The following is a 25,423-nucleotide window of genomic DNA, read 5'->3' as shown; positions in this document are numbered from 1 at the left end:
ATTTTTAAAAGGCTCAACGAGCGCGAGGATACGAACCGAGGATCTTGAGGAACTCGGCTTTTTCGCCCAGTTCCTCAAGCGCAGCGGCGACCGGCGCGTCGTCGCGATGGCCTTCCACGTCGATATAAAAGTAGTATTCCCACGTGCCGACGCGCGCAGGACGCGACTCGAAACGCGTCATGGACACGCCGTGACGCGCGAGCGGTTCCAGCAATTTCAGCAATGCGCCCGGCTCGTTAGCCACCGACACGATCAGCGACGTCTGGTCATGCCCGCTCACGCCTGTGCGCTCCTTGCCGATCATCACGAAGCGCGTGCGGTTGTGCGGGTCGTCCTGGATCAGCGAGCTGACCACGCCGAGCCCGTAATGCGTGGCCGCGCGATCTCCGGCAATAGCCGCGATGGTCGGGTCACCTACCGCCAGCCGCGCCGCTTCGGCATTGCTCGATACAGCCTGGCGCGCGAGCGTGGGTGCATTCGCCGTCAGCCAATGCTGGCATTGCGCGAGCGCTTGCGGATGCGCGAACACGCGGGTCACGCCATTAAGCGTGCCGGATGCCGTCAACAGATTGTGGTGAATCGGCAAAGCCAACTCGCCGCCAATCACAAGCTGCGTTTGCAGGAACAAATCGAGCGACCGCGAGACCGCGCCTTCCGCAGAATTCTCAACCGGCACCACGCCAAACTCGGCCGCACCGGCTTCAACCGAGCGAAACACTTCGTCGATGGAAGGACACGGCACGCCTTCGATGGAGTGTCCGAAATACTCGACCATCGCCTGCTCGCTGTAGGTCCCGACCGGACCGAGATACGCCGCGCGCAGCGTCTTTTCGAGCGCACGGCTCGCGGCCATAATCTCGCGCCAGATCGAGCTGATGTGATCATCGGCAAGTGGCCCTTCGCTCATCTCCTGGAGCCGCGCGATGACTTGCAGCTCGCGCTCGGGGCGAAACACCGGCGCGTTGAAATGCTTCTTCACCTCGCCCACTTCGAGCGCCACGGCGGCGCGCTGATTCAGAAGCGCGATGAGCTGCGCGTCGAGCGCATCAATGCGGTCGCGCAGCGGTATGAGTCGTGAATTAAGGTCGTCGTCCATGCGTTGTATGAGATGAGTCGATCCGGCTTGGGCTACCAAGCGTCGGATGGGAGGCCGTGCCTGAACTCAGGCACTGGCCTGCTCGAATTCCTTCATATACTCGACGAGCGTCTTCACCGCTTCGAGCGGCACCGCGTTATAGATGGACGCGCGCATGCCGCCGACTGACTTGTGGCCTTTCAGCTGCAACAGGCCGCGCGCTTTTGCGCCGGCCAGGAATGCTTCGTTACGGGTTTCGTCGGCGAGAAAGAACGGTACGTTCATCCTCGAGCGCGACTGACGCTCGACTTTGTTCAGATAGAAACTGCTGGCGTCGATAGTGTCGTACAGCAGCGTCGACTTTTCGATACTGCGTGCTTCCATGGCCTCCAGGCCACCCTGCTTTTTCAGCCACTTGAACACGAGCCCGGCAATGTAGATGGCGTAGGTTGGCGGCGTGTTGTACATCGAATTATTCGCGGCGACCGTCTTCCATTCGAACGCCGACGGGCAGATGGCCAACGCGCGGTCGAGCAGATCCTCGCGCACGATCACGACCGTCACACCCGCCATGCCGATGTTCTTCTGCGCGCCGCCAAACAGCACACCATATTTCGCGATGTCCATTGGGCGGGAAAGAATGTGCGACGACGCGTCCGCAACCAGTGGTACCGAAGCGAGATCGGGGATCTCAAAGGTCTCGACGCCGTCGATGGTTTCGTTCGTGCAAAGATGGACGTAAGCCGGGTCGTCAGAGAGATGCCATTCGGCGACTTTCGGCACATGCGTGAAACCCTGCTCCGTCTTGCCGTTTGCAGCAATGTGCGGCGTGCCGTACTTCTGCGCTTCCTTGAAGGATTTCTGCGACCAGGAACCGGTCACGATGAAGTCGGCTGTTTGACGCGCGCCGAGCAGGTTCAGCGGAACGATCGCGTTCTCGCCAATGCCGCCGCCCTGCAAAAACAGGATTCTGTGCGACGTGGGTACTTTCAGCAGATCGCGCAGATCGGTAAGCGCAGCTTCATGGATCGACATGAACTCAGCGCCGCGATGGCTCATTTCCATCACGCTCATGCCGCTACCGTGCCAATCAAGCATTTCGTCGGCTGCTTGACGGAGTACCTCTTCGGGCATTGCTGCAGGACCAGCGGAGAAATTGAACACGCGCATCTGATAAACACCCCGAAAAGCCGGACGCGATAAAGAGAACGCTAGCAGACAACGCCAGCGCGAACGGAACGCTGAATAAAGCTTGAATCACGCCACGAAAAAGAAATGGCTGTTTGCGTCTGAACGCAAACAGCCATTATCGCACCGTCCCGAAAACCCGCCAAACTACAGTCGCGCGAGCGGCAGCGGGCGTTGGCAGCCTTACTTACTTCGGCTTGACGGCAGCCACTTCCTTGTCCGCTTGCGCGCGGGTGGCCTTGATCGATTGCGGCATGTACTTCTGCATCAGACCGTTCACCACGTCACGACCAACCTGGTCCTGAACCTGGATGAACTTGCGACCCGTCGGGCTCTTATAGAACGACGTCAGGTCTTTGATTTCAGCTGTGGTGTAGTACTTCGCGTACGCGTCGTACTGAGCCTGCATGGCGTCCTGACGGAACGAGTCGGTCGCGAAAACCTGACCTGCCGAATCAACCAGCTTCGGTACCGTGTCCTTCTGCAGTTGAGGAACGGCAGCTTGCTTCTGCTTGTCGTTCATCGTCTTGTTTTCGCTCAAAGCGTCAGACAAGATGGCCGGAACCAGTTGCTTCGACTGCATTTGTGCGCTGTTACCAATGGCGCCGACGAGCTTTTGCGCGTCGATTGCGTCCAGCAGGTCCTTGATCGCAGCTTGCTTCGCCGGATCCGGTGCCGCTGTGGCTGCATCCGGCGCCGGCGACGTTGCTTGGCTCTGGAGCGATTGAGCCGATGCGAAAGCCGGTACCAAAGCAGCCAGCAACATCCATTGTTTAAACTGTTTTTGCATCATTACTCCCTTAAAAAATTTTTGCTTTCATCGCGACGCGACTTGGCATGTGCTCAAGTCGCGCAGCTTATCCATTCAAGCTTTCAGAAACAGAACAGGCGCTCGGTGCGAACACTCGGTCAGGACGTGCCGTCCTCATCACCTTCCGACGTGTCGCCCGGCGTGTCACCCGAGGCGTCGTTCGAGGCGTCGTTCGATGAGTCGCCAGCATCAGCCGAATCATCAGCAGCGGCGCTGGACGGAGTTTCGCCAGCACTGCCAGCATCCTCCGCTTCACCTTCCAGATCGGCGTCGAGTTCGACTGCGACTTCCGCCTCGGCAATATGCTGCAAACCGGACAGCTTGGTGCCGTCGTCAAGACTGATGAGTGTAACACCTTGGGTTGCGCGGCCCATTTCACGGATCTCCGAGACCCGTGTGCGGATCAGCACGCCGGTATTGGTGATCAGCATGATCTCGCTTTCCGGTTCGACGAGCGTTGCGGCGACTACCTTGCCGTTACGTTCCGATGTCTGGATAGCAATCATTCCCTTCGTGCCACGGCCGTGGCGAGTGTATTCGTCGATCGGCGTACGCTTGCCGAAACCGTTCTCAGTCGCCGTTAGCACCGACTGGTTTTCACCGCCGGCGACGAGCAACGCGATGACCTGCTGGCCTTCTTCGAGTTGCATGCCGCGCACGCCTCGGGCTTCGCGGCCCATTGCGCGCACGTCGTTTTCGTCGAAACGCACCGCCTTGCCCGAATCCGAGAACAGCATTACGTCATGCTGGCCGTCGGTAATCGCCGCACCGATCAGAAAATCGCCGTCGTCCAGGCCAACGGCAATGATGCCCTTGCGCAGCGGCCGGCTGAAGGCTTCCAGCGGCGTCTTCTTGACTGTACCCAGCGAGGTCGCCATGAAGACGTATTTGTCTGCGGAGAATTCCTTGATCGGCAGCACGACGTTGATCTTCTCGCCGTCTTGCAGCGGGAACATGTTCACGATCGGCCGGCCGCGCGAATTCCGCGAACCCTGCGGTACTTCGTAGACCTTGATCCAGTAAACGCGGCCACGGTTCGAGAAACACAACATGTGGTCGTGCGTATTAGCGATGAAGAGCGTGTCGATCCAGTCGTCTTCCTTCATCTGCGTGGCTTGCTTGCCGCGGCCACCACGCTTTTGCGCGCGATACTCGGACAGCGGCTGCGACTTCACATAACCGGTGTGCGACATGGTCACGACCATTTCCTGCGGCGTGATCAGGTCTTCGGTATTCAGTTCGGTCGCATTCAGCTCGATGCGCGAACGGCGGTCGTCGCCGAATTCAGCACGAATAGACGCCAGTTCTTCCACGATGATCGCGCGAATCCGCTCCGGCCGCGCCAGGATGTCCAGCAAGTCAGCGATCTGCGCCATCACTTCCTTGTACTCGCCAACAATCTTGTCCTGCTCGAGCCCGGTCAGGCGTTGCAGGCGCATTTGCAGAATTTCCTGCGCCTGAACGTCGGACAGCTTGTACAAGCCATCGGCCTGCATGCCGTACGCCGGGTTCAACCCTTCCGGCCGGTACGCCTGACGCCCGCCCGATTCCTCGGTTTCGGCGCGCGAGAGCATTTCGCGCACGATTTCCGAGTCCCAGGCGTTGTTCATCAAATCCTGCTTCGCGATTGGCGGAGTCGGCGCAGCCTTGATGATACGGATGAATTCGTCGATATTCGCCAGCGCCACCGCCAGGCCTTCCAGCACGTGGCCGCGATCCCGCGCCTTGCGCAGCTCGTATACAGTGCGCCGCGTCAGCACTTCCCGCCGATGCGACAGGAAACACTCCAGCATCTGCTTTAGGTTCAGCAAACGCGGCTGGCCGTCGACCAGCGCAACCATGTTGATGCCGAACGTGTCCTGAAGCTGCGTCATCTTGTACAGATTGTTCAGCACCACTTCCGGCACTTCGCCGCGCTTCAGCTCGACTACGACACGCATGCCGCTCTTGTCGGATTCGTCGCGGATGTCCGAGATGCCTTCGATCTTCTTCTCGTTCACCAGCTCGGCAATACGCTCGAGCAGCGTGCGCTTGTTCACCTGATACGGGATTTCGTCGACGATGATCGCCATCCGCTGGCCGCGGTCGATCTCTTCGAAGTGCGTGGTCGCACGCATCACGACGCGTCCGCGACCCGTTCGATAGCCGTCTTTTACGCCCGAGACGCCGTAAATCACGCCGTAGGTCGGAAAGTCCGGCCCCGGAACGATCTCCATCAGTTCGTCGATCGTGCTGTCGGGGTTGTTCAGCAGATGCATGCAGGCGTCGACGATTTCGCGCAGGTTGTGCGGCGGAATGTTCGTCGCCATGCCCACGGCAATACCGGCCGAGCCATTGATCAGCAGATTGGGGATACGCGCCGGCAGAACCAGCGGCTCGCTTTCGCTACCGTCATAGTTCGGGCCGAAGTCGACCGTTTCCTTGTCGATATCCGCAAGCAGTTCATGGCCGATCTTGGCCATGCGGATTTCGGTGTATCGCATGGCGGCGGCGTTGTCGCCATCGACCGAACCGAAATTGCCCTGACCGTCGACCAGCATGTAGCGCAGCGAGAACGGTTGCGCCATCCGCACGATGGTGTCGTAGACCGACTGGTCACCGTGAGGATGATATTTACCGATGACGTCGCCCACAATACGCGCGGACTTCTTATAGGCGCGATTCCAGTCGTTGTTCAGTTCGTGCATGGAATACAGTGCGCGACGGTGGACTGGCTTGAGGCCGTCGCGGACATCGGGGAGCGCTCGCCCCACGATCACGCTCATCGCGTAATCGAGATATGAGCGGCGCATTTCCTCCTCGAGGGAGATTGGCAGAGTCTCTTTGGCGAATTGATCCATTTATCCGTGTCTTGAACTGTGCGGCGCCGGCGCGGAATAAAAGCCTCTTCTGCGGCGTTTTACCCGGATTCACCGTCGTTTAGCATCGGCATTGCGAACGCAACGCATCACGCGATTCTAACATGCGCGACATCCGCTTCCGGAGCACCTGCGTATACACATACAGTAAGCCCAGATAGTTCGACCATTGTTCACATGAAACAGATCGAGCAATTCAGGGACAAATCAGTGAGGCCGTGGACGAGATCAGAAAAGTGCCGAATGGCGCTAGCCGATGACCAGCATGACGGGAGCCCGCAGAGCAAACAGTTGCGAAGCTTACAAATTGCTGCACACAACAAAGTGAAAACGTCAGACTAACCCGCTATCATTCGCCCTCACTGGTTTTGACGCAGCCGTTTAACGCGCGAAAAACTGGTCGAAAAAAATGTATTGATGTTTTTGGAAAAAGTTCCGGGGTGGCACGCATTGTGCGCATGTTCCGCACGTATCAAACCCTGCAATTCCTTGCCCCGTCTTGTTGCGCATGCACCACATAAGGTTGCGGGCGTTGGGGCCCCAGGGATATTTTTATCGATGCAAGGGAACGATATGGCAAAATGCGAACGCACAAAGTTAGACACTGCTCGAAGTCTACACACAGCGTTTTGTTCCGCGGTAATGTTATACTTCGAGCAATGTATGACTTGTCTTCGTCAACAAGGCTCGCAGTAAACCTGCGGTAATCTCAATTTCGAGAGGAGAAATATGAATAAACTTTCAAAGCTCGCGTTCATTGCAGCTACCGCAGTTATGGCTGCATCGGCGATGGCGCAATCGGTCCCGGCTTCACGCCAGGCAGTGAACGACAACTGGGTGAACGGCACGGGCGAATGGGTTTGGATGAACGGCACGAACGAGCTTTGCTGGCGTGACGCGTTCTGGACCCCGGCAACGGCTAACGCAAAGTGCGATGGCGCGCTGGTAGCCCAGGCACCGCAGCCGCCGGTCGCTCCTCCTGTTGCTCCGGTCATCCAGAGCCAGAAGATTACGTACCAAGCTGACGCTCTGTTCGACTTCGACAAGGCAATCCTGAAGCCGGCTGGCAAGGAAAAACTTGACGATCTCGCATCGAAGATTGGCGACCTGAACCTGGAAGTCGTGGTCGCAACGGGTTACACGGACCGTATCGGTTCGGACAAGTACAACGATCGCCTGTCGCTGCGTCGTGCACAAGCTGTCAAGGCATACTTGGTCAGCAAGGGCATCGAAGCCAACCGTATCTATACGGAAGGCAAGGGCAAGCGTAACCCGGTTACCACGGGTTGCAACCAGAAGAACCGCAAGCAACTTATCGCCTGCCTCGCACCGGATCGTCGCGTGGAAGTCGAAGTTGTTGGAACCTCGCGTCAGCCGCAGTAATTCGCGACAGATTGCCGCAGGATCAAAGCCCCGCTTCGGCGGGGCTTTTTTTATGTACAACTTTTATGTGGAACCTGCGGGTGCAACCCCTCCAGCGGCATGCCCGGGGCGTTCCCCTGCCCGGCCGGCCTCGATGAGCGCCGCGATTCACCGGCTCTCGCCGCCGCCTATATACTTGGGACTTAACCGTTCCTGACCTTACGACCTTCCGTTTCAAGGCTATCCGCACATGATCAATGCCGATCCCCACGAGCTTCAAAAATTCAGCGAGCTGGCTCATCGCTGGTGGGACCCGAATGCGGAGTTCAAGCCACTGCACGAGCTCAACCCCGTGCGGCTCGACTGGATTGACCGGCTTGCGCATCTGTCGGGCAAACGCGCGCTGGATATCGGTTGCGGCGGCGGCATCCTGTCTGAGTCGATGGCCGTGCGTGGCGCGAAGGTGAAAGGCGTGGATTTGTCGTCGAGCGCGCTGGGCGTGGCTGACTTGCATAGCCTGGAGAGCGGCGTCAAAGTCGAATACGAAGAGATTGCGGCCGAAGCATTGGCGGCGCGAGAGCCCGGCAGCTATGACGTGGTGACCTGTATGGAGATGCTCGAGCACGTGCCGGATCCGGCGGGCATTGTTCAGGCGTGCGCCACGCTCGTCAAACCCGGCGGCTGGGTGTTTTTCTCCACGCTCAACCGCAATGCCAAGGCCTATTTGTTTGCGGTGATCGGCGCAGAATACATTGCCCGGATGTTGCCGCGCGGCACGCACGATTACGCCCGCTTCATCAAGCCGTCGGAACTTGCGCAGTTCGTGCGTTCTGCGCAACTTGATATCGCCGAGATCAAGGGGATCACGTACCGGCCGCTGAGCAAGCGCTTCGGTCTCTCCGACGACTCAAGCATCAACTATCTGATGGCTTGCCGCCGCGTGGCCTGACGGGAAATGACATGAGCGATCGACCCAGTGATGCCGACCCCACGCCTCCGAGCGTCATCGAACCTGTACGGACTTTCATGAGCGACGATCCGACGCCCTTGCCCAAGCAGCAAATCGACAAGACCCGGCTCAAGCTCTGCCACGCGGTGTTGTTCGACCTTGACGGCACCATCGCGGACACGGCGCCCGATCTGGTTGCCGCGGTCAACAAGATGCGGCATGACCGTGGGCTGGAAATGCGGCCGCTCGAGACGTTGAGGCCATTGGCTTCCGCGGGTGCGCGCGGTTTGCTGGCCGGCGCGTTCGAGATCGAGCCGGAGCATCCTGATTACGCGTCCATGCGCGAGGAGTTTCTCGCCAATTACGAAGCGGATTTGTGCATCGAGACGACGCTGTTTCCAGGTATCGACGAATTGCTCGATCAACTCGATGCACGCGGCGTGCGCTGGGGCATTGTGACCAACAAGGCAACGCGGCTGGCCGAACCGCTCGTGGCGCTGCTTGGACTGGCTGAGCGCGCGGCGTGCCTTGTTTGCGGCGATACCACCTCGCATTCGAAGCCGCATCCGGCGCCGCTGCTGCATGCTGCGGAATTGATGGAAGAAGCGCCCGAGCGGGTCGTGTACGTGGGCGACGACCTGCGTGATGTCCAGGCCGGTTTTGCCGCCGGCATGGTCACCGTGGCGGCCGCCTACGGGTACTGCGGGACGGACCTGCCGCCCACGCGGTGGCACGCGGATCATGTCGTGGAAACAACCATCGAATTGCAACATCTGCTACGCGACGTGCAATAAACCATCAATTCATCAATGGCCGGTGAGGGATGCGGTTCCCGGATGGGGTGGGCTCGCCGGCCAAAACGCGGATGAACTGTGAGATAATGATCAATGCTTCGGGGGCGACCTGGTTTCGACAGGGGTTGCGAAGCGGCTAGGGCATACCGAGGACCCGTCACCTCGTAAATCAATGGGAAAAACGTAACTGCAAACGACGAAACGTTCGCACTGGCAGCCTAAGGGCCGCCTGCCTCTCCCTAGTTTACTGACGGACTAGAGTCGCAAGACCGGTAGCAATACCGCGAGAGGTCATATACGTCAGATAAGCCTTGTCGGCGTCGCGACGCCAAGGTCGAAAATTTAGTGAATCGCCGAAGCGAAGCGTGTTCGTCCGCGTCGCCAGGTTAAATTAAATGATAGAACTAAGTATGTAGAACTGGTCGTAGAGCGCTACTGGACGCGGGTTCGATTCCCGCCGCCTCCACCAATATCGCATCCGGACGTGTGCCGGATTATTTGAAACCCCGTAGGCCGAAAGGCTCGCGGGGTTTTTTATTGTTTTTTATTGACCGGCCTGGGTGTCGGCGCACACGAATGCTTCCTGCGCAATGCGCTAAACTGCCCTGCTCTCTTTTGATCTGACAGAATTCATGTGGACTGCAATCAGCAATGTCGGCGATGCCGCGTTGACTCTACCCATCGCCCTGACCTGCGCGATCTGGCTCAGGCTGTCGGATAAGACACTGGCCGTGCGCTGGGTGACGCTTCTGGCCGCCGGGATGGCGCTGGTCGGCATCACCAAGATCCTGTATGCCGGATGCGGAGTCGAGATCTCCTCCATAGGGTTTCGCGTGATCAGCGGCCATACGACCTTGTCTACGGCTGTCTGGACGGTTGCCATCGCCCTCCTCTGGCGAAGTGCGGGCGGCAGCGCGTGGGTGGGCGCCATGGCGGGACTGCTGGTCGGGTTGCTGACGGCATGTGCCCGCGTCTTCGACTATGCCCACACCGTTCCGGAAGTCATTGCCGGCTGGCTGCTCGGAGCCTTGGTCGCGGCGCTTTTCGTGCACCCATTGGCACGCTCCAAAGTTAAGCTGTTTCGTCCCATTGCCGCCGCTACCGGGCTCCTGCTCGTGACCACGGTGGCGTACGGGCGTCACGCTCCGATCCAGGCAATGATCGACACCTACTCTCATGGCGTCTGTTCCCGCCTGTGGGCTGGCATTTCTGCCCTTCTCTAACGCGCAGCTTGGGCTTCGACAGCCAGCGTTGCACGATGGCCGGCTTGCTTCAGCATTTGGTCATCTGATACGAGGATCGATCGCATGCAGTTGGAACCGCTTCACGTCACGAACCGGGTAGTCGCCGTCGTGGCGCCCACGGCACCATTTATTGAATGGATCAACGCCGCAGATCCCTCCCCGCCCGATGTGAAAATCGCGCTGGGCGTCGCACGTGACGACCCGACGGCATTTCTGATCCCCACCGACAATACCGACGACCCGATTAATACGGGCAATCGGTGGATTCAACGCAACTGGAAGGTGATCTTCGAGCACATGCTCGAGGAGTGGTATGTCGATGCTGATTTATGGCCACGCAACCGGACTATCAAGATGTTCCGGGAACGCTGCGAGGTGTCCATTCACTCGACTGTTCTGGATTGCGCTAATAAACCGATCGAGTACGAGGACTGATCCAGATTCAGCGTACGCCGTTATCAGGTTGCGTAATCGCGGCAACGCCGGCCGCGGAAGTGTGCTGGTTTTTAAGGCGGTCGCACACAGCGAACCGGCGGCTTCCATACGAGCCGCCGTTCACACGCTCCAAAGTCCGGCCGGGTTATTGATCCTGCGGGCATTGCAAGTTACAGCCGTTCGGATCGCCCAGATCGCCGCGCCTACGCTTCGCGGTCACGCCGTTTTGATACTTATCCGACGGCGCCGATGCAGCAAACTGCAGCTGCGGGTGCTCTTTCAGGCGAAACTGGTCCTGCAAGATGCCGCCCGGAACACCTGGCGAATTCTGGGCAAAAGCGACGGGCACAAAGGCAACGGCGCTAACAACAAACGCGATCAACGCGGCAACGCTCAAAAGCAATTTCATGGCAGCAGTAACGGTGAGTAAAACGGTCGTCGATTAAACGTTTGGCCAAGAGCATTTCCGGCCTGGTGAGCCGCGACATAATGTTGCATATAACGCCACCGGACTGCCTTGCCAACCCTAGCCAACCATAAGGTTAACGTAATTCTAGACAGAAGGCTTCGGATCGGCGGGACACGCCGGGTCTAAATGGTTACCGCGCGTTTCCGGTTCCCCCGCCGAGCGCTTCATCGAGCTCAAGCAGTTGTCCGCAAAAAGCCGGATCGTAGCCCTCCAGGTGCGCCACGCTGTCGCGGTATGTATCGCTGCGCAGTACCTCCAGCAGGCCGCTGAGTCCGGCGCCGTTGAGCTTGTCGCGGTTGCACGCGAACAGGTAGTCCTCATCGATGATCGGAATGAAGTCCAGCGCGAACTGCTGCGCGGCCGGCTGCACACCAAAACCGAGATCGGCCATGCCGCTCGCGACAAATGCGGCAATGGCCGAATGGGTCAGTTCAGCCGTGGCGTAACCGTTGATGCTCGCCGGGTCGACGCCAATCTGGCGCAACGCCAGATCCAGCAACATGCGCGTGCCCGATCCCGGCTGACGGTTGACGAAGCGGATGTCGTCGCGGGCGAGATCGCGCAAGCCGCGTATGCCTTTCGGGTTGCCCTTGGGCAGAAACAGGCCCTGCGTGCGCCGCGTCAAATGAATCAGCCGATGCCGCCCCGCATCCAGCCATGGCCGATAGATCTCGGCGCAACTCGCGCGGAATTCGCCGATCGGCAAGTGAAACCCCGCCAGTTCGCACTCGCCGCGCGCGAGAGCGGTAACGGCTTCAGCGCTCTCGCGGTACTTGATGTCGGCGGGGATCTGCTTCGCGGCCAGCGCGCCCACCAGCGCCGCCACAGCGTATCCGTGCGAGGCGTGAATCCGTATTTCGCCAACGGCGCGCGAGAGCCGACGGTTGAGTTCACCGGCCACTTCGCTGGCCAACGCCTGAAGCGGCCCGTCGAGCCGCTCGTTCGACAAACGTTGCGCCCGCAGCACGGCTTCGCCAAGTTCCGACAGCACCGACCCGCGCCCACGCGACTTCGTGATCAGCGCGCCGCCCAGCCGCGTCTCTATGTCGCGCAAAAGACCCCATGCGTGCCGATAGGACAAACCCTTAGCCGATGCAGCCTGCGCGATGCTGCCAGTCTGAGAAACCAGCAGCAAAAGCGGCACGGCCGCGCTGAGACTGGCTTCGCGGCCTGCGGCGTCGCGCAGGACGAGCTCGGTACGGCATTCGACATCGATCATATGTAATCCCAGTTCCTATTGCCATCGACCGGCTAGCCTCGTATCTTGCATATCACGGGCTCGGTATAGCAAATTATAGGTCCGATATATGCTCTTAAAAAACATATGCCGAGCAATGGAGACTCCCCACATGGTCCAAATGCCTCATAACCACCAAAATCAGCCGGCCGGCACGCCCGATGAGCGCGTTGCGCGCCATCTGAAGAAGGGCGCATCGCTGCTCGCCGTGCTGCACGCTATTCAAGACGAAGCCGGCTACATTCCCGCCGATGTCATCGCCCCGCTCGCTCAGGCCATGTCGCTGTCGCGCGCGGAAGTGCACGGCGTGATCACCTATTACCACCATTTCCGCTCCGAGGCGCCGGCACGCGTGACCGTGCAGTTGTGCCGCGCCGAGGCTTGCAAGAGTATGGGAACGGAAGCGCTGGCGGCGCATATCGAAGGGCATACGGGGTGCAAGTTCGATTCCGGCCATCAAGTCGATACCGAGCTGGAAACCGTGTATTGCCTCGGGCAATGCGCGCTGTCGCCGGCCATGACCATCAACGGTGAGTTGCATGCCCGCGTCACGCCGCAGAAATTCGAGCGGCTGTACGAAGCGGCGCGCGTTCATTCGAGCGCGGAGGATCTGGTATGACGCGCATCTACGTCCCTTGTGATTCGTCGGCACTGGCGCTCGGCGCTGATCGTGTCGCGCTGGCAGTTGCGGCTGAAGCTCAGAAACGCGGCATCGAAGTTGAAATCGTGCGCAACGGTTCGCGCGGCATGCTCTGGCTGGAACCGCTGGTCGAAGTGGAAACGGCGGAAGGCCGTATCGGTTATTCGAATGTCGACGAAGACGATATCCCCGCCCTCTTCGATGCCAACCTGGCAACCGGCGGCGCGCATGAAAAGCGCGTCGGCGTGGTTGATACGTTGCCGTGGCTCGCGAAACAGCAACGCCTGACGTTTGCGCGCATCGGTATCACGGACCCGCTTTCCACCGATGACTACGTCAAGCACGGCGGCCTGGACGGATTGCGCAAAGCGCTTGAAACCGACGGCGATGCCGCCTGCGAAGCGCTGCTCGAATCGGGCCTGCGCGGACGCGGCGGTGCAGCGTTCCCGGCCGGTATTAAATGGCGCACGGTGCGGGCCGCTTTGGCGCCGCAAAAGTACGTCGTCTGCAACGCTGACGAAGGCGATTCCGGCACGTTCTCGGACCGGCTCGTCATGGAAAGCGACCCGTACATGTTGATCGAAGGAATGATCATCGCGGGGATCGTGACCCGGGCGACGAAGGGATATATCTATGTGCGCAGCGAATATCCGCACGCTATTGCGACGCTGAACCGCGCTATAGAAAAAGCGCGCGACGCAGGCTGGCTTGGCGCAAGCGTACTCGGCAGTGACAAGGCGTTCGAACTGGAAGTGGCCAAAGGCGCCGGTTCGTATGTTTGCGGCGAAGAAACGGCGTTGCTGGAATCGCTCGAAGGCAAGCGTGGCGTGGTCCGTGCGAAGCCGCCGGTGCCTGCTTTAGTCGGCTTGTTCGGCCAACCGACGGTGATCAATAACGTCATTACCCTGGCGACCGTGCCAATCATCTTCGCCAAGGGCGCGGCGTTTTATCGAGACTTCGGCATGGGCCGCTCGCGCGGCACGCTGCCGTTCCAGATCGCAGGCAACGTGAAGCAAGGCGGCCTCGTTGAGTTGGCGTTCGGCGTGACCCTGCGTGATCTGATTTATGAATATGGTGGCGGCACGGCAAGCGGCCGGCCGGCGCGCGCCGCGCAAGTCGGCGGCCCGCTTGGAACGTATCTTCCGGAAAGCCAGTGGGACATTCCCATGGACTACGAAGCTTATGCAGCGGTTGGCGCTGTGGTCGGACACGGCGGTATTGTGATCCATGACGACACATCGAATCTCGCCGATCTGGCGCAATATGCGATGCACTTCTGCGCCGTCGAATCATGCGGAAAATGCACGCCTTGCCGGATCGGATCGACGCGCGGTGTTGAAGTCATCGCGAAGATCCGTGCCGGAGACGTCTCGCCGAAACAAGTAACGCTGCTGCGCGATCTCTGCGACACCATGGTTTCTGGCTCGCTCTGCGCGATGGGTGGCATGACGCCGTATCCGGTGCTGTCGGCCCTCGACCATTTCCCTGAAGACTTCGGTCTGTCCAAAAAGCCGTCGCAGAAAGCGGCTTAAAGAAGGAACACAATCATGTCCAACTCTTCCTGCGGTTCCGGCAATTGCGCGTGCAAGACGAAGCTGCGCGATCCCTTCGACGATACCGACTACGGCACGCCGCTGCGTCATGCGGATATCGACGTGACGTTAGATATTGACGGCACGTCGGTGACCGTGCCCGCGGGCACGTCGGTGATGCGCGCGGCGATCGAAGCCGGCGTCAACGTTCCTAAACTCTGCGCGACGGATTCACTTGAGCCGTTCGGTTCGTGCCGTCTGTGCCTGGTTGAAATTGAAGGCAAGCGCGGGTATCCGGCGTCGTGCACCACGCCGGTTGAAGCTGGCATGAAAGTGCGCACGCAGACGAACAAGCTGCAGTCGCTGCGCAAGAACGTGATGGAGTTGTATATCTCCGATCACCCGCTCGATTGCCTCACTTGCCCCGCCAACGGCGACTGCGAGTTGCAGGACTTGGCGGGCGTTGTGGGCTTGCGCGAGGTTCGCTACGGCTACGAAGGCGCGAATCACCTGAAGGACAAGAAGGACGAATCGAATCCGTACTTCACGTACGACGCGTCCAAGTGCATCGTCTGCAATCGCTGCGTGCGCGCGTGCGAGGAAACGCAAGGAACGTTCGCGCTGACGATCGCGGGTCGGGGTTTCGAATCGCGCGTGGCCGCGAGCGAAAACCAGCCGTTCATGGAATCCGAATGCGTGTCGTGCGGCGCGTGCGTGGCGGCCTGCCCGACCGCGACGCTGCAGGAAAAAACGGTCATCATGCTCGGCCAGCCCGAGCATTCGGTTGTGACGACGTGCGCGTATTGCGGTGTCGGCTGTTCGCTCAAGGCCGAGATGAAAGGCAGCGAAGTCGTGCGCATGGTGCCGAACAAGAACGGCGATGCCAACGATGGTCACGCATGCGTCAAAGGCCGCTTTGCATGGGGTTATGCCACGCACAAGGACCGCATCACCAAGCCGATGATCCGCGCGAAGATCACTGATCCGTGGCGCGAAGTGAGCTGGGAAGAAGCGCTGTCGTACGCAGCCAGCGAATTCCGCCGCATCCAGGACAAGCATGGCGTGGATTCGATTGGCGGAATTACATCGTCGAGATGTACGAACGAGGAAACCTACCTCGTGCAAAAACTCGTGCGTGCGGCGTTCGGCAACAACAATGTCGATACCTGTGCCCGTGTTTGTCACTCGCCAACCGGTTATGGCCTGAAGACCACGCTCGGTGAATCGGCCGGAACGCAGACTTTCGCATCCGTCGAGAAAGCCGATGTGATCGTGGTGATCGGCGCGAATCCGACCGATGGTCACCCGGTGTTTGCATCGCGTCTGAAGCGGCGTGTGCGTGAAGGCGCGCAACTGATCGTGGTCGATCCGCGCCGGATCGATATCGTCGATACACCGCACGTGAAGGCCTCGCATCACCTGGCATTGCGGCCTGGTACGAACGTCGCCATGGTCAACTCGCTCGCGCACGTGATCGTGACTGAAGGGTTGGTCAAGGAAGATTTCGTGGCCGAGCGCTGCGAACCGCGTGCGTTCCAGCAATGGCGCGACTTCGTGACGCTCGAAGAGAATTCGCCTGAATCCATGGAAGCCATCACCGGCGTGCCGGCGCAATCGGTACGCGAAGCCGCGCGCATTTATGCCAATGCTGGCAACGGTGCGATCTACTACGGCCTGGGCGTGACGGAACATGCGCAAGGATCGACGACGGTCATGGGCATCGCGAACCTTGCGATGGCGACCGGCAACGTCGGCCGTGAAGGCGTGGGTGTGAATCCGCTGCGTGGTCAGAACAATGTGCAGGGTTCGTGCGACATGGGTTCGTTCCCGCATGAGTTGCCGGGTTATCGCCATATCAGCGACGCGGCTGTGCGCGCGTTGTTCGAAGAAGCGTGGAGCGTGAAGCTGCAATCGGAACCGGGCCTGCGCATTCCGAACATGTTCGATGCCGCCGTTCATGGCAGCTTCCTTGGCCTCTACTGCCAAGGTGAAGACATCGTTCAATCCGATCCGAATACGCAGCACGTAGCGAAGGCTTTGTCGTCGATGGAATGCATCGTCGTGCAGGACATCTTCCTGAACGAGACGGCCAAGTATGCGCATGTGTTCTTGCCGGGTTCATCGTTCCTAGAAAAGGACGGCACGTTCACCAACGCCGAACGCCGCATCTCGCGTGTGCGCAAGGTCATGCCGCCGCTGCCGGGCCTGGCTGACTGGGAAGTCACGATCAAGCTCGCCCGCGCGCTTGGTTATGAAATGAACTACACGCATCCGTCGCAGATCATGGACGAGATCGCCCGCCTCACGCCCACATTCACCGGCGTGTCGTACAAGCGTCTCGATGACCTTGGCAGCATTCAATGGCCGTGCAACGCGCAGGCGCCGGATGGCACGCCGACGATGCACATCGACGAGTTCGTGCGCGGCAAGGGGCGCTTCGTCATCACGAAGTTCATCGCGACGCCGGAGAAGGTCACGCGCAAGTTCCCGCTGCTGCTCACCACGGGCCGCATCCTGTCGCAGTACAACGTGGGCGCGCAGACGCGGCGCACGGAGAACTCGCGCTGGCATGACGAGGATCGGCTGGAGATTCATCCGGTTGACGCCGAGGATCGTGGCATCAAGGCCGACGATTGGGTCGGCATCGAGTCGCGTGCCGGTCAGACCGTGCTGCGCGCGAAGATCACGGAGCGCATGCAGCCGGGCGTGGTGTACACGACGTTCCACTTCCCTGAGTCGGGCGCAAACGTGATCACGACCGACTCCTCCGATTGGGCCACGAATTGCCCCGAGTACAAGGTGACGGCGGTGCAGGTCATGCCGGTGGAGCAGCCGTCGCAATGGCAGAAGGATTATTCGCGCTTCAATACGCAGCAGCTGGAGTTTCTCGGGTTGCGTGATTCAACCGTGGCTACAGACGCGACCGTGACGTCGTCGGGGAAATGATCATGGATGGGAACAAATCATGGATGTAAACAGCCTGGTCGAGATGGCGAACCAGATCGGTGAATTCTTCGATTCGATGCCGGATCGTGCGGAAGCGGTCGATGGCGTGGCCGATCACATTCACCGGTTCTGGGCGCCCAGGATGCGGATCGCGTTGCTTAACGGACTGGACGATCCGGGCATTGTTGCCCAGCTTGAGCCCATTGTGCTGGAGGCGCTGACGAAACATCGGGTGGCGCTGACGCCGGCGGGGGCGGTGGTTTAGCCCCTAACCCTTATAGACCTCACCCCTCCCCTCGCGGCTGCGTCGAACCGAACCACGTTTCGCAATGACGCAGCAACGCTTGCGTATCCGACGGCGCTCGCCCTCTCGCCGCAATATACCCATCCGGGCGCACAAGATAAAAGCACGGCCGCGTGCGCCCGTACGCATCGGTCAGCGAATTCGCATTGTCGCTGTCGTTATCGGTGATACGCCACACACGCACCGTATTCGGCAACACTTCCTCCACTAATCCCGCCAGCTCATCCAGGTCCTTATCGCGGATAGCGTGCGCGACGGTGAGCGTCGCGGGCGCCATCGCAATGTCCTTGTCGGGCGATGGACTCACCAGCAAGAACAAAGAGAAACACGCGGGATCGTGGAGATCGAAGAGACAACCTACGCCCGGCGCCCGTCCAAGCGGGCCATCCAAAACACGCACCCATGCATCCGGCGCGCGCTCCCCGGCTCGCGGACCGCCGTCGAGCAAACGATCCAGCGTGAGCGGACTACGCCGATATTGAATCGACAACTCGCTGACCGTGCGCCGAGCGGCATCGCGCAATGGGCCGATTGCCGACAAAGCCGGCATCACGTGGTCGCGGATCAGCTTCATCGGCCCATGCTCGGCAGCGGCCATTTGCGTCATGAAACTGGATTGCCGCAGCACTTCGCGCTCGATCGGATGACGCTCGTCGTGGTACGTATCGAGCAAACGATCCGGCGCGATGCCCGCTAGCATCCGCGCGATCTTCCAGCCAAGGTTAAACGCCTCCTGAATGCCCGTGTTCATGCCCTGAGCGCCGGCTGGACTATGAACATGCGCGGCATCGCCGGCGAGAAAAATCCGGCCCGAACGCAGTCGGTCGGCCATGCGGCTATTCAGATGAAAATACGACGACCACTGCAGGTTCGTCACTGTCACGCGATGATGAATACGCCGTTCGATAATCGCGCGGCATTCGTCGAGCGTCGGCGCCGCGGTTTTATCCGGACTGTCCGCTGCGGTGTCGGGCACCAAGCCATGTTCCACGCCCGGCACGACACCCGACGCCGCGCGTTCGTCCGCGATCAGGCGCGTGCGGCCATCGCCCATCGGGAACAAGGTGGCTAAGCCCTCGCCGGACGCGAAGATATGGAATTCGTCGTCGGGCCATTCGGTATCGGCTTGCAGGTCGGCGAGCAGGAATGTTTGCTCGAAAGTTTTGCCCGTGAACTCGATATCCAAGCCGTGCCGCACCGTGCTATGCGCGCCGTCGGCTCCAATCAGGTAAGACGGGCGAATTGATTCTTCAGCGCCGTTCGCATGCCGCACGGCGGCCTCCAGCCCCGCCGATCCTTGCCGGAAACGCATCAATTCCACGCCACGTTCAATGCGCACGCCGAACGACGCAAGGTGCTCCGTCATCAGGCGTTCGGTGACGGATTGATCGAGGAATAACAAGTACGGATACCGCGTTTGCAGGGGATCGAAGTCGAGCCGCGCGAGGCGCTGCCCATTCGAATAGAGATTCGCGACGCGCGCCCGATGACCGAGTTCGAGAAACGGCTCGACCAGCCGATGCTGCTCGAAGAGTTCAAGCGTGCGCGCCTGGATGCCAATGGCGCGTGACCACGGCGAGGGTTGAGGCGCTTTGTCGATGAGACGCACCGGAATTCCGGCGCGGGACAAACTCATCGCGGCGGCGAGGCCCGTTGGACCGGCGCCGGCGATCAGAACCGGCGGCACGTCGAGGATTTTGTGTCGATTCGGCGTCTGCGCAAGCATGCGCGTCTCCCTCAAACTTCACAGCACCTAGTGTACGCCGGTCGCCTCGGACGAACGACCGCTCGCTCAATGCGAGTGATGAGCGTGCGGTTCTGCCGGCGATCGTTCATGCAGCGAGCAGTGATGCTCGGTCGTGCCTCTTTCCACCTGCAGCGTGGCATGGTTCATCGCGTGATCGCGGCGCAAGGTCGCCACGATGCCATCCACGAAACTATCGCCGGGATGGCCGTCCGGCATCACCAGATGCGCGGTCATGGCGTTCTCCGTGGTGGACAGCGCCCAGACATGCAGATCGTGGACGTCGGTGACACCCGGCACGGCCGCCAGATACCGTTCGATACCGGTCTTGTCCACGCCCGGCGGGACTGCGTTCATCGCGAGGCGCATGGCGTCGCGGCCGAGGCTCCATGTGCCCACCACGATCACGCCGACCACAATGATACTCATCACCGGATCGATCCAGCTCGCGCCGGTGAACAGGATCACGAGGCCGCTGACGGCAACCGCCGCGGAAATGCCGGCGTCGGCGGCCATGTGCAGGAACGCGCCGCGCACGTTCAGGTCCTCCTTGCTGCCGCGCATGAAAAGCCACGCCGAGAAACCGTTCACGACCAGGCCGATCGTCGCAACGATAAACACATCGAGGCCCGCGACGGGCGCCGGATTGAGCAGGCGCTGCACGGCTTCGAGCACGATCGCACCGCACGCGAAGAGCAGCAGCGCGGCGTTGGCGAGCGAAGCGAGTATCGATGAACTGCCCAGCCCGAACGTGTAGCGCTCCGACGGCTGGCGCGTGCCGAGCCAGACAGCGCCCCAGGCGAGCAGGAGGCCGAGGACATCGGAGAGATTGTGGCCGGCGTCGGCAAGCAGCGCGGTGGAATGGGCAATAAAACCGTACACGGCCTGCACCACCACGATCAGCATGTTCAGCCCGACGGCGATCGCAAATGTGCGGCCCTGCCCGGCTTGCGGCGCGTGATGGTGATGATGGCCGCCCGCGCCGTGGTCGTGCGCGTGACCGGGCTCATCGCGCTTATGGCTGTGATCGTGATCGTGGCCATGCTCGTGCTGATGTTTTTCTTGAGGTGCCATTTATTCGTTATCCGGTCGAAAATCGGCCTGCGGCTCGGCAACGTGCTCGAGCAATTCGGCCAACATGCCGCTGATGTGCTTATCGGCGGCGAGATAGAAAACCTGCTTGCCTTCACGCTCGGCCCGTACGATCCGCGCCGCGCGCAGCAAACGCAGGTGATGACTGACCAGCGAAGCCGACAACCCCAGCGATTCCGCGATTGCCCCCACCGCGCAGCGCCGGTCAACGCACGTCAGCACAATGCGCAGGCGCGTGGGATCGCCCAGGAGGCGGAACAGGTCGGCAAGCGGCACAACGCGCTCATCGGTTGCTACAAAGGGAGAAGACAAAATAGATCGGCCAACAGTTGAACAAGTGTTCAAATGTTACAGAACTGAATCCCAGCACGTCAATGCAAAATTCTGCCGAATTCGGGATCGGTGTCGAACGTGTGTGAAAATGAGGCGTTTGCATTCGATTTTCCTCAATGGATACAGTTTTTGCGCGTGGCTTCGCGGCGCATCGCGATGGCCGCCTCACCGAAGCGGAACGCGACTATCAAGCCGCGCTTGCCGCAGAGCCCTCCCACGTCGACGCACTGCATCTGCTCGGCGTGTTGCGCCATCAACAAGGCCAGCACGCGGAAGCAGCCGAACTGGTGCGTCGCGCGGTGGACCTGCGTCCCGCCGATGCCGGCCTGCAACTCAATCTTGGCAATGCGCTCAAGGCACTAGGCCGGATTGACGACGCCATCGAGCGATTCCGAAACGCGCTGCATCTGGAGCCCGGCTTTTCGCTCGCGCAGTACAACCTCGGCAATGCGTACGCGGCGGCGGGCCGTCACGAAGACGCCGCCGATGCCTTCGAAAAAGCGCTGCGCCTGCAACCGCTGGATGCCGCGACCTGGAACAACTTCGGTAATGCGTTGCTCGGCATGCGTCGTTTCGACGAAGGTGCGAAGGCCTTTCGCCGCGCGCTGCAGATCCGTCCCGGCCACGCGGGCGCGCACAACAATCTCGGCATGGCGCTCAATTCGCTCGGCGACACCCACGGCGCGATCGAGCAATTCCGCGCCGCCATTGCGGCCGAGCCGAACTATGTCGCGGCGCATTTCAACCTGGGCAATCTCCTCGATGCCTCCGGCCATCCGCAAGACGCCGTGCCGGTGCTGCAGAACGTACTGCGCATGCAGCCGCAATTTGCGCCGGCGCACTTCGGATTGGGTCACGCGCTGGCGGCTATCGGCTCGCACGAAGCCGCGTTGCCGCAATTTGAACGCGCGGTCGGGCTCGATCCGAAGTACGGCGTGGCGTGGCTTGGCTTGGGCAACGCGCATTTGGCGCTCGGCGCACACAAACCCGCTTTGCGTGCGTTCGATCAGGCCCTGCGGCTTGATCCTGGTCTTGTCGCGGCGAACCTGAACCGGGGGCTGACTCTGCTTGCTTTGGGCGATTACACGCGCGGCCTGTCCGCTTACGAATGGCGTCTGCGCACGCCGGGCGGCATTAAGCTGCCGTTGCTGCCGAAGTGGAACGGTGAGCCGCTGCCGCGCCAGACGTTGCAGATTCGCGCAGAACAAGGTTTCGGCGATACCCTGCAGTTCGTTCGTTTTGTCCCCTTCGCGGCGAAGCTCGCCGGGCAGGTCGTGCTTGAAGTTCAGCCGGAACTCGTCGCGTTGCTGGAACCGGCGGCGCATGCCGCGGGCGTTTTGTTGAAGAGCACCGCGAATGCCGCTGCGCCCAGTACGCCCAGTACGCCCACCAATGCCGACGCTTTCTCGCCGTTACTGAGTTTGCCCTTGGCGCTGGGTTTATCGAGTGTCGACAAGGTGCCGGCGCGCACGCCGTACCTCGTGGTGCCGGCGGCTTATCGAAAGAAGTGGCGCGGCTCGCTCGGGGGTCAATCGAAACGCAAGCTGGGCATTACATGGTCCGGGCGCAATCAGCCGGGCGAAACCCGTTCGGCGTCGCTTGGCATGCTTGAACCGCTGCTCAGGCTGGAAGGCATCGACTGGATCGTCTTGCAGCCTACGTTGACCGACGAAGAGCGTGCCTTGCTGGACGCCCATCCGCGCACCCGCTTTATTCAGCGGCTGGAAGGAAAGCTCGAAGATTTCGCCGATACCGCTGCGATCGTAGATCGGCTGGACGGTGTGGTATCCGTCGATACCGCCGTCGCTCACCTGAGCGGCGCGTTAGGAAAACCATTGTGGCTGATGCTGCCGTTCGCGGCGGACTGGCGCTGGGGCATCGATACCCCGTCGACCCCGTGGTATCCGAAAGCGCGCTTGTTCCGGCAACCCAAACCCGGCGCATGGGGCGATGTGATCGCACGGGTGGCGAGCGAGGTCGGCGCTTCGTAGAACGGGGTCAGAAATTGAACGCACAAACAAAAAATCCCTCGCCATTCGCGAGGGATTTTTTTGCATTCAAAGGCGTGCTTTCAAGCTGTCTTGTATTGACTCCGCGCTTCCGTGGATCGATACAAAACCAGCGTCGCGATCAACCCGCAGACTGCGGCAACGGCCATCCATGCACCCGGGGCCGCCTTGTTGCCGGTTACATGAATCAGATACGTGGAGATGGCCGGCGTGAATCCGCCGATCGTCGTCGCCAGGCTATAGGCGAGCGAGAAACCGGTCGTGCGCACTTCGACGGGCATGACTTCGGTAAGCGCGACAACCATCGCACCGTTATAGCTGCCGTACAGGAACGACAGCCACATCTCCACGCCCAGCAGGCGCAGGAACGACGGATCGGCCACCAGCCACTGCACGGCCGGATACGACGTGAGGATGGTGAGGATCGTGAAGAACAGTAGCACCGGGCGGCGGCCGACGCGATCGGAAATCGCCCCGGAAAGGGGCAACCACACAAGATTCGACAAGCCGATAAACACCGTCACCACGAGCGCGTCGATGGAAGAAAGCTTGAGCACTTCCTTGCCAAAGGTCGGCGTGTACGCCGTGATCATGTAGAACGACACGGTGGTCATGATGACCATGCCCATGCCTGCGAGCACGATGCCCCAATTAGAAATCATCGACTTCATGATCTCGCCCATTTCCGGACGATGCTTGCGCGCGAGAAATTCTTCAGTTTCTTGCAGCGAACGGCGAATGATGAACAGGAACGGCACGATCAGGCAGCCGATGATGAACGGCACACGCCATCCCCACGATGTCATCTGGTCAGGCGGTAAAATCTTGCTCATGCCTACGCCGATCAACGCAGCGAAGACCACGGCTACTTGCTGGCTGCCAGACTGCCATGAGCAATAAAAGCCCTTGTTGCCCTTGGTCGCGATCTCGGAGAGATACACCGACACGCCGCCGAGTTCCACGCCGGCCGAGAAGCCTTGCAGCAGACGTCCAGCCAACACGATGATCGGCGCCAACACGCCAATGGTCGCGTACCCCGGGATTACCGCAACGAGCAAGGTACCGATCGCCATCATGGTCAAGGTGAGTATCAGGCCCTTGCGTCTCCCGTGATGATCGATATACGCACCGAGCACGATGGCGCCAATCGGCCGCATCAAAAATCCCGCCCCAAACACGGATAACGCCAGCATCAGCGATGCGAATTCGTTACCACTTGGGAAGTAAGTCTTGGCGATGGCCGAGGCGTAATAGCCATAGACCATGAAGTCGTACATTTCGAGGAAATTGCCGCTGACGACGCGGAACACCGACTTCGCCTTCGACTCGTTCGCGGGCGTTGCATGTGACGGGCTGGACATGACGATCTCTAAAAACGGTGGCCAGTTCCCGGCGGCTGACGCGCCGCGGATCGACCGGATGTTGACGACGATCCGATAGCACTGCACCGGATGCCTGTGTAAGCTTCGCCGTGCGCAGACCGGCGAAAAAAAATGCTCAAAACCATGCACGTCGCCAATGTTACAGCGGGAAAGTGAAATTCGCCTACCCGGAACATCGCGTATATGGGCGTAAAAGCACCTTAAAATTACATTACACATGTCTATCTATAAGCATACATTTTCTGATCAATCATGGCCCTTCGTGCTGCGCACAGCCACGTCTGGCGACGCGCAGCTGATCGCCGGCATGCATGCGCAAAGCTGGGCGTCGGCGTATCGAGGAATTCTGCCGGACGATTTTCTCGATCGCGAGATGACGGCAGAACGTGCAACGCACTGGAACACACGATTCGACGAACTGGCCGGCGGCGCGGGCGAGGTATTGATCGCGATGCAAGATGACCGGGCGATCGGTTTCGTTTGCCTGGTCGCACCCGATGAAAACGGCAGCGTCCTCGTGGACAATCTGCACGCGCTGCCGGAAGCCAAGGGCAGCGGGTTGGGCACCGCCATGCTGAGCATCGCCGCGCAATGGGCGCACGATCGCGGCGCGGCCGGCATGCATCTATACGTACTCGAACCGAACGTTGCGGCGATTGGTTTTTATGAGTCTCGTGGCTGGAAGCTGGCCGGTCGCGAAGACGACACGATGGGCGGCATTCATATCATCGCGCTGCGTTATGTCCTGCCTGTTGGCCGATGACGTGGCGTTTCTTTTGCCTTTGCAAATGGACCGCTGTAATCTCGTTCAACGCCTGTGCACTGACCTAAAAAGCCCGTGTCTCCAGAGCCATGTGCCGTCCGCTGAAACGTCCGTTGCGTCCGTGTCGAATTAGCGAGTTTTTTTCATTTCAAACACCTCTTATTCAAGGAACTAAGAAGGTTCTGAGCGACGCGCCAAGCTGGCGCTGGGTATCATCGAGGGCTGTTCTGTGGCGGGTCCGGCAAAGGTGAAATAT

The 25,423-nt window shown here is 60.2% G+C and carries 21 protein-coding genes and 1 other RNA gene; 12 read left to right on the top strand and 10 right to left on the bottom strand.

Going from position 1 to position 25,423, the window contains the following annotated elements; all coding sequences use genetic code 11:
• Positions 1-13 precede the first annotated feature (13 nt).
• From pheA to gyrA, 4 genes are all read right to left on the bottom strand, one after another.
• A complete protein-coding gene (gene pheA, locus ACMX25_RS07240) occupies positions 14-1,096 on the bottom strand; it encodes a prephenate dehydratase (protein WP_414948892.1) in 1,083 nt (360 codons plus the stop codon).
• A gap of 66 nt (positions 1,097-1,162) precedes the next feature.
• Positions 1,163-2,245 (bottom strand): 3-phosphoserine/phosphohydroxythreonine transaminase, encoded by a 1,083-nt coding sequence (gene serC, locus ACMX25_RS07235; RefSeq protein WP_414948891.1) that lies wholly within the window; start codon positions 2,243-2,245, stop codon positions 1,163-1,165.
• Positions 2,246-2,450: 205 nt separating this feature from the next.
• Positions 2,451-3,053, bottom strand: coding sequence for a DUF2059 domain-containing protein (locus ACMX25_RS07230; protein ID WP_414949067.1), 603 nt, complete (start codon positions 3,051-3,053; stop codon positions 2,451-2,453).
• A gap of 119 nt (positions 3,054-3,172) precedes the next feature.
• The gene (gene gyrA, locus ACMX25_RS07225) at positions 3,173-5,914 is read right to left on the bottom strand and encodes a DNA gyrase subunit A (RefSeq protein ID WP_414948889.1); all 2,742 of its coding nucleotides are present in this window, start codon (positions 5,912-5,914) and stop codon (positions 3,173-3,175) included.
• Positions 5,915-6,661: 747 nt separating this feature from the next.
• Here gyrA and ompA point away from each other — a divergent pair.
• The 6 genes from ompA to ACMX25_RS07195 all read left to right on the top strand — a co-directional run bounded on the left by ompA (position 6,662) and on the right by ACMX25_RS07195 (position 10,716).
• A complete protein-coding gene (gene ompA / locus ACMX25_RS07220) occupies positions 6,662-7,315 on the top strand; it encodes an outer membrane protein OmpA (protein WP_414948888.1) in 654 nt (217 codons plus the stop codon).
• A 229-nt stretch (positions 7,316-7,544) separates the two neighbouring features.
• The gene (gene ubiG / locus ACMX25_RS07215) at positions 7,545-8,243 is read left to right on the top strand and encodes a bifunctional 2-polyprenyl-6-hydroxyphenol methylase/3-demethylubiquinol 3-O-methyltransferase UbiG (RefSeq protein ID WP_414948887.1); all 699 of its coding nucleotides are present in this window, start codon (positions 7,545-7,547) and stop codon (positions 8,241-8,243) included.
• Between the two features lie 77 nt (positions 8,244-8,320).
• Complete coding sequence (gene gph / locus ACMX25_RS07210) at positions 8,321-9,037, top strand: phosphoglycolate phosphatase (RefSeq protein WP_414949065.1); 717 nt, start codon at positions 8,321-8,323, stop codon at positions 9,035-9,037.
• A 100-nt stretch (positions 9,038-9,137) separates the two neighbouring features.
• Positions 9,138-9,506: a transfer-messenger RNA gene (ssrA, locus tag ACMX25_RS07205) on the top strand.
• Between the two features lie 163 nt (positions 9,507-9,669).
• Entirely contained in the window at positions 9,670-10,260 is a 591-nt protein-coding gene (locus tag ACMX25_RS07200; protein ID WP_414948885.1) for a phosphatase PAP2 family protein, read from the top strand.
• Positions 10,261-10,344: 84 nt separating this feature from the next.
• Entirely contained in the window at positions 10,345-10,716 is a 372-nt protein-coding gene (locus ACMX25_RS07195) for a hypothetical protein (RefSeq protein ID WP_414948884.1), read from the top strand.
• 145 nt (positions 10,717-10,861) lie between these two features.
• Here ACMX25_RS07195 and ACMX25_RS07190 read toward each other — a convergent pair whose 3' ends face one another.
• On the bottom strand, positions 10,862-11,125 hold the full coding sequence (locus ACMX25_RS07190; RefSeq protein WP_414948883.1) for a hypothetical protein: 264 nt from the start codon (positions 11,123-11,125) through the stop codon (positions 10,862-10,864).
• 190 nt (positions 11,126-11,315) lie between these two features.
• Positions 11,316-12,404, bottom strand: coding sequence for a substrate-binding domain-containing protein (locus ACMX25_RS07185; protein WP_414948881.1), 1,089 nt, complete (start codon positions 12,402-12,404; stop codon positions 11,316-11,318).
• A gap of 139 nt (positions 12,405-12,543) precedes the next feature.
• Between ACMX25_RS07185 and ACMX25_RS07180 the strand changes: the two genes are divergently transcribed.
• Genes ACMX25_RS07180 through ACMX25_RS07165 form a run of 4 tightly spaced genes read left to right on the top strand, consistent with a single transcriptional unit; the run spans position 12,544 to position 17,805 of the window.
• A complete protein-coding gene (locus ACMX25_RS07180; RefSeq protein ID WP_414949063.1) occupies positions 12,544-13,041 on the top strand; it encodes an NAD(P)H-dependent oxidoreductase subunit E in 498 nt (165 codons plus the stop codon).
• Positions 13,038-14,594, top strand: a complete 1,557-nt coding sequence (locus tag ACMX25_RS07175; protein WP_414948879.1) for a formate dehydrogenase beta subunit — start codon at positions 13,038-13,040, stop codon at positions 14,592-14,594. Before ACMX25_RS07180 ends, ACMX25_RS07175 begins: the two co-directional genes overlap by 4 nt.
• A gap of 15 nt (positions 14,595-14,609) precedes the next feature.
• On the top strand, positions 14,610-17,540 hold the full coding sequence (gene fdhF, locus ACMX25_RS07170; protein WP_414948877.1) for a formate dehydrogenase subunit alpha: 2,931 nt from the start codon (positions 14,610-14,612) through the stop codon (positions 17,538-17,540).
• A 19-nt stretch (positions 17,541-17,559) separates the two neighbouring features.
• Positions 17,560-17,805: a formate dehydrogenase subunit delta gene (locus tag ACMX25_RS07165; RefSeq protein WP_414948876.1), complete on the top strand. Its 246-nt coding sequence runs from the start codon at positions 17,560-17,562 to the stop codon at positions 17,803-17,805.
• A 19-nt stretch (positions 17,806-17,824) separates the two neighbouring features.
• Here ACMX25_RS07165 and ACMX25_RS07160 read toward each other — a convergent pair whose 3' ends face one another.
• From ACMX25_RS07160 to ACMX25_RS07150, 3 genes are all read right to left on the bottom strand, one after another.
• On the bottom strand, positions 17,825-19,570 hold the full coding sequence (locus ACMX25_RS07160) for an FAD-dependent monooxygenase (protein WP_414948875.1): 1,746 nt from the start codon (positions 19,568-19,570) through the stop codon (positions 17,825-17,827).
• 66 nt (positions 19,571-19,636) lie between these two features.
• Entirely contained in the window at positions 19,637-20,662 is a 1,026-nt protein-coding gene (locus tag ACMX25_RS07155; RefSeq protein ID WP_414948873.1) for a cation diffusion facilitator family transporter, read from the bottom strand.
• Positions 20,663-20,992: an ArsR/SmtB family transcription factor gene (locus ACMX25_RS07150; protein ID WP_414948872.1), complete on the bottom strand. Its 330-nt coding sequence runs from the start codon at positions 20,990-20,992 to the stop codon at positions 20,663-20,665.
• 137 nt (positions 20,993-21,129) lie between these two features.
• Between ACMX25_RS07150 and ACMX25_RS07145 the strand changes: the two genes are divergently transcribed.
• Positions 21,130-23,004, top strand: a complete 1,875-nt coding sequence (locus tag ACMX25_RS07145) for a tetratricopeptide repeat protein (RefSeq protein WP_414948870.1) — start codon at positions 21,130-21,132, stop codon at positions 23,002-23,004.
• A gap of 80 nt (positions 23,005-23,084) precedes the next feature.
• Here the strand turns inward: ACMX25_RS07145 and tcuC are convergent, their stop codons facing one another.
• Complete coding sequence (gene tcuC, locus ACMX25_RS07140; RefSeq protein WP_414948869.1) at positions 23,085-24,383, bottom strand: MFS transporter; 1,299 nt, start codon at positions 24,381-24,383, stop codon at positions 23,085-23,087.
• Positions 24,384-24,666: 283 nt separating this feature from the next.
• On the opposite strand from tcuC, the gene ACMX25_RS07135 reads away from it, so the two are divergent.
• Complete coding sequence (locus ACMX25_RS07135; protein WP_414948867.1) at positions 24,667-25,167, top strand: GNAT family N-acetyltransferase; 501 nt, start codon at positions 24,667-24,669, stop codon at positions 25,165-25,167.
• The last annotated feature ends 256 nt before the right edge of the window (positions 25,168-25,423 follow it).

Source organism: Caballeronia eucalypticola (assembly GCF_047608185.1).
Taxonomy (GTDB): domain Bacteria; phylum Pseudomonadota; class Gammaproteobacteria; order Burkholderiales; family Burkholderiaceae; genus Caballeronia.
This window is presented reverse-complemented; position numbering and strand designations above follow the sequence as displayed.

Coding starts and splice junctions, on each gene's coding strand:
- gyrA (WP_414948889.1), bottom strand. CDS start 5,914: ATGGATCAATTCGCCAAAGAGACTCTGCCAATCTCCCTCGAGGAGGAA.
- serC (WP_414948891.1), bottom strand. CDS start 2,245: ATGCGCGTGTTCAATTTCTCCGCTGGTCCTGCAGCAATGCCCGAAGAG.
- ACMX25_RS07165 (WP_414948876.1), top strand. CDS start 17,560: ATGGATGTAAACAGCCTGGTCGAGATGGCGAACCAGATCGGTGAATTC.
- ubiG (WP_414948887.1), top strand. CDS start 7,545: ATGATCAATGCCGATCCCCACGAGCTTCAAAAATTCAGCGAGCTGGCT.
- ACMX25_RS07180 (WP_414949063.1), top strand. CDS start 12,544: ATGCCTCATAACCACCAAAATCAGCCGGCCGGCACGCCCGATGAGCGC.
- ACMX25_RS07230 (WP_414949067.1), bottom strand. CDS start 3,053: ATGCAAAAACAGTTTAAACAATGGATGTTGCTGGCTGCTTTGGTACCG.
- ACMX25_RS07160 (WP_414948875.1), bottom strand. CDS start 19,570: ATGCTTGCGCAGACGCCGAATCGACACAAAATCCTCGACGTGCCGCCG.
- ACMX25_RS07155 (WP_414948873.1), bottom strand. CDS start 20,662: ATGGCACCTCAAGAAAAACATCAGCACGAGCATGGCCACGATCACGAT.
- ACMX25_RS07200 (WP_414948885.1), top strand. CDS start 9,670: ATGTGGACTGCAATCAGCAATGTCGGCGATGCCGCGTTGACTCTACCC.
- pheA (WP_414948892.1), bottom strand. CDS start 1,096: ATGGACGACGACCTTAATTCACGACTCATACCGCTGCGCGACCGCATT.
- tcuC (WP_414948869.1), bottom strand. CDS start 24,383: ATGTCCAGCCCGTCACATGCAACGCCCGCGAACGAGTCGAAGGCGAAG.
- ACMX25_RS07190 (WP_414948883.1), bottom strand. CDS start 11,125: ATGAAATTGCTTTTGAGCGTTGCCGCGTTGATCGCGTTTGTTGTTAGC.
- ACMX25_RS07195 (WP_414948884.1), top strand. CDS start 10,345: ATGCAGTTGGAACCGCTTCACGTCACGAACCGGGTAGTCGCCGTCGTG.
- ompA (WP_414948888.1), top strand. CDS start 6,662: ATGAATAAACTTTCAAAGCTCGCGTTCATTGCAGCTACCGCAGTTATG.
- fdhF (WP_414948877.1), top strand. CDS start 14,610: ATGTCCAACTCTTCCTGCGGTTCCGGCAATTGCGCGTGCAAGACGAAG.
- ACMX25_RS07175 (WP_414948879.1), top strand. CDS start 13,038: ATGACGCGCATCTACGTCCCTTGTGATTCGTCGGCACTGGCGCTCGGC.
- ACMX25_RS07145 (WP_414948870.1), top strand. CDS start 21,130: ATGGATACAGTTTTTGCGCGTGGCTTCGCGGCGCATCGCGATGGCCGC.
- gph (WP_414949065.1), top strand. CDS start 8,321: ATGAGCGACGATCCGACGCCCTTGCCCAAGCAGCAAATCGACAAGACC.
- ACMX25_RS07185 (WP_414948881.1), bottom strand. CDS start 12,404: ATGATCGATGTCGAATGCCGTACCGAGCTCGTCCTGCGCGACGCCGCA.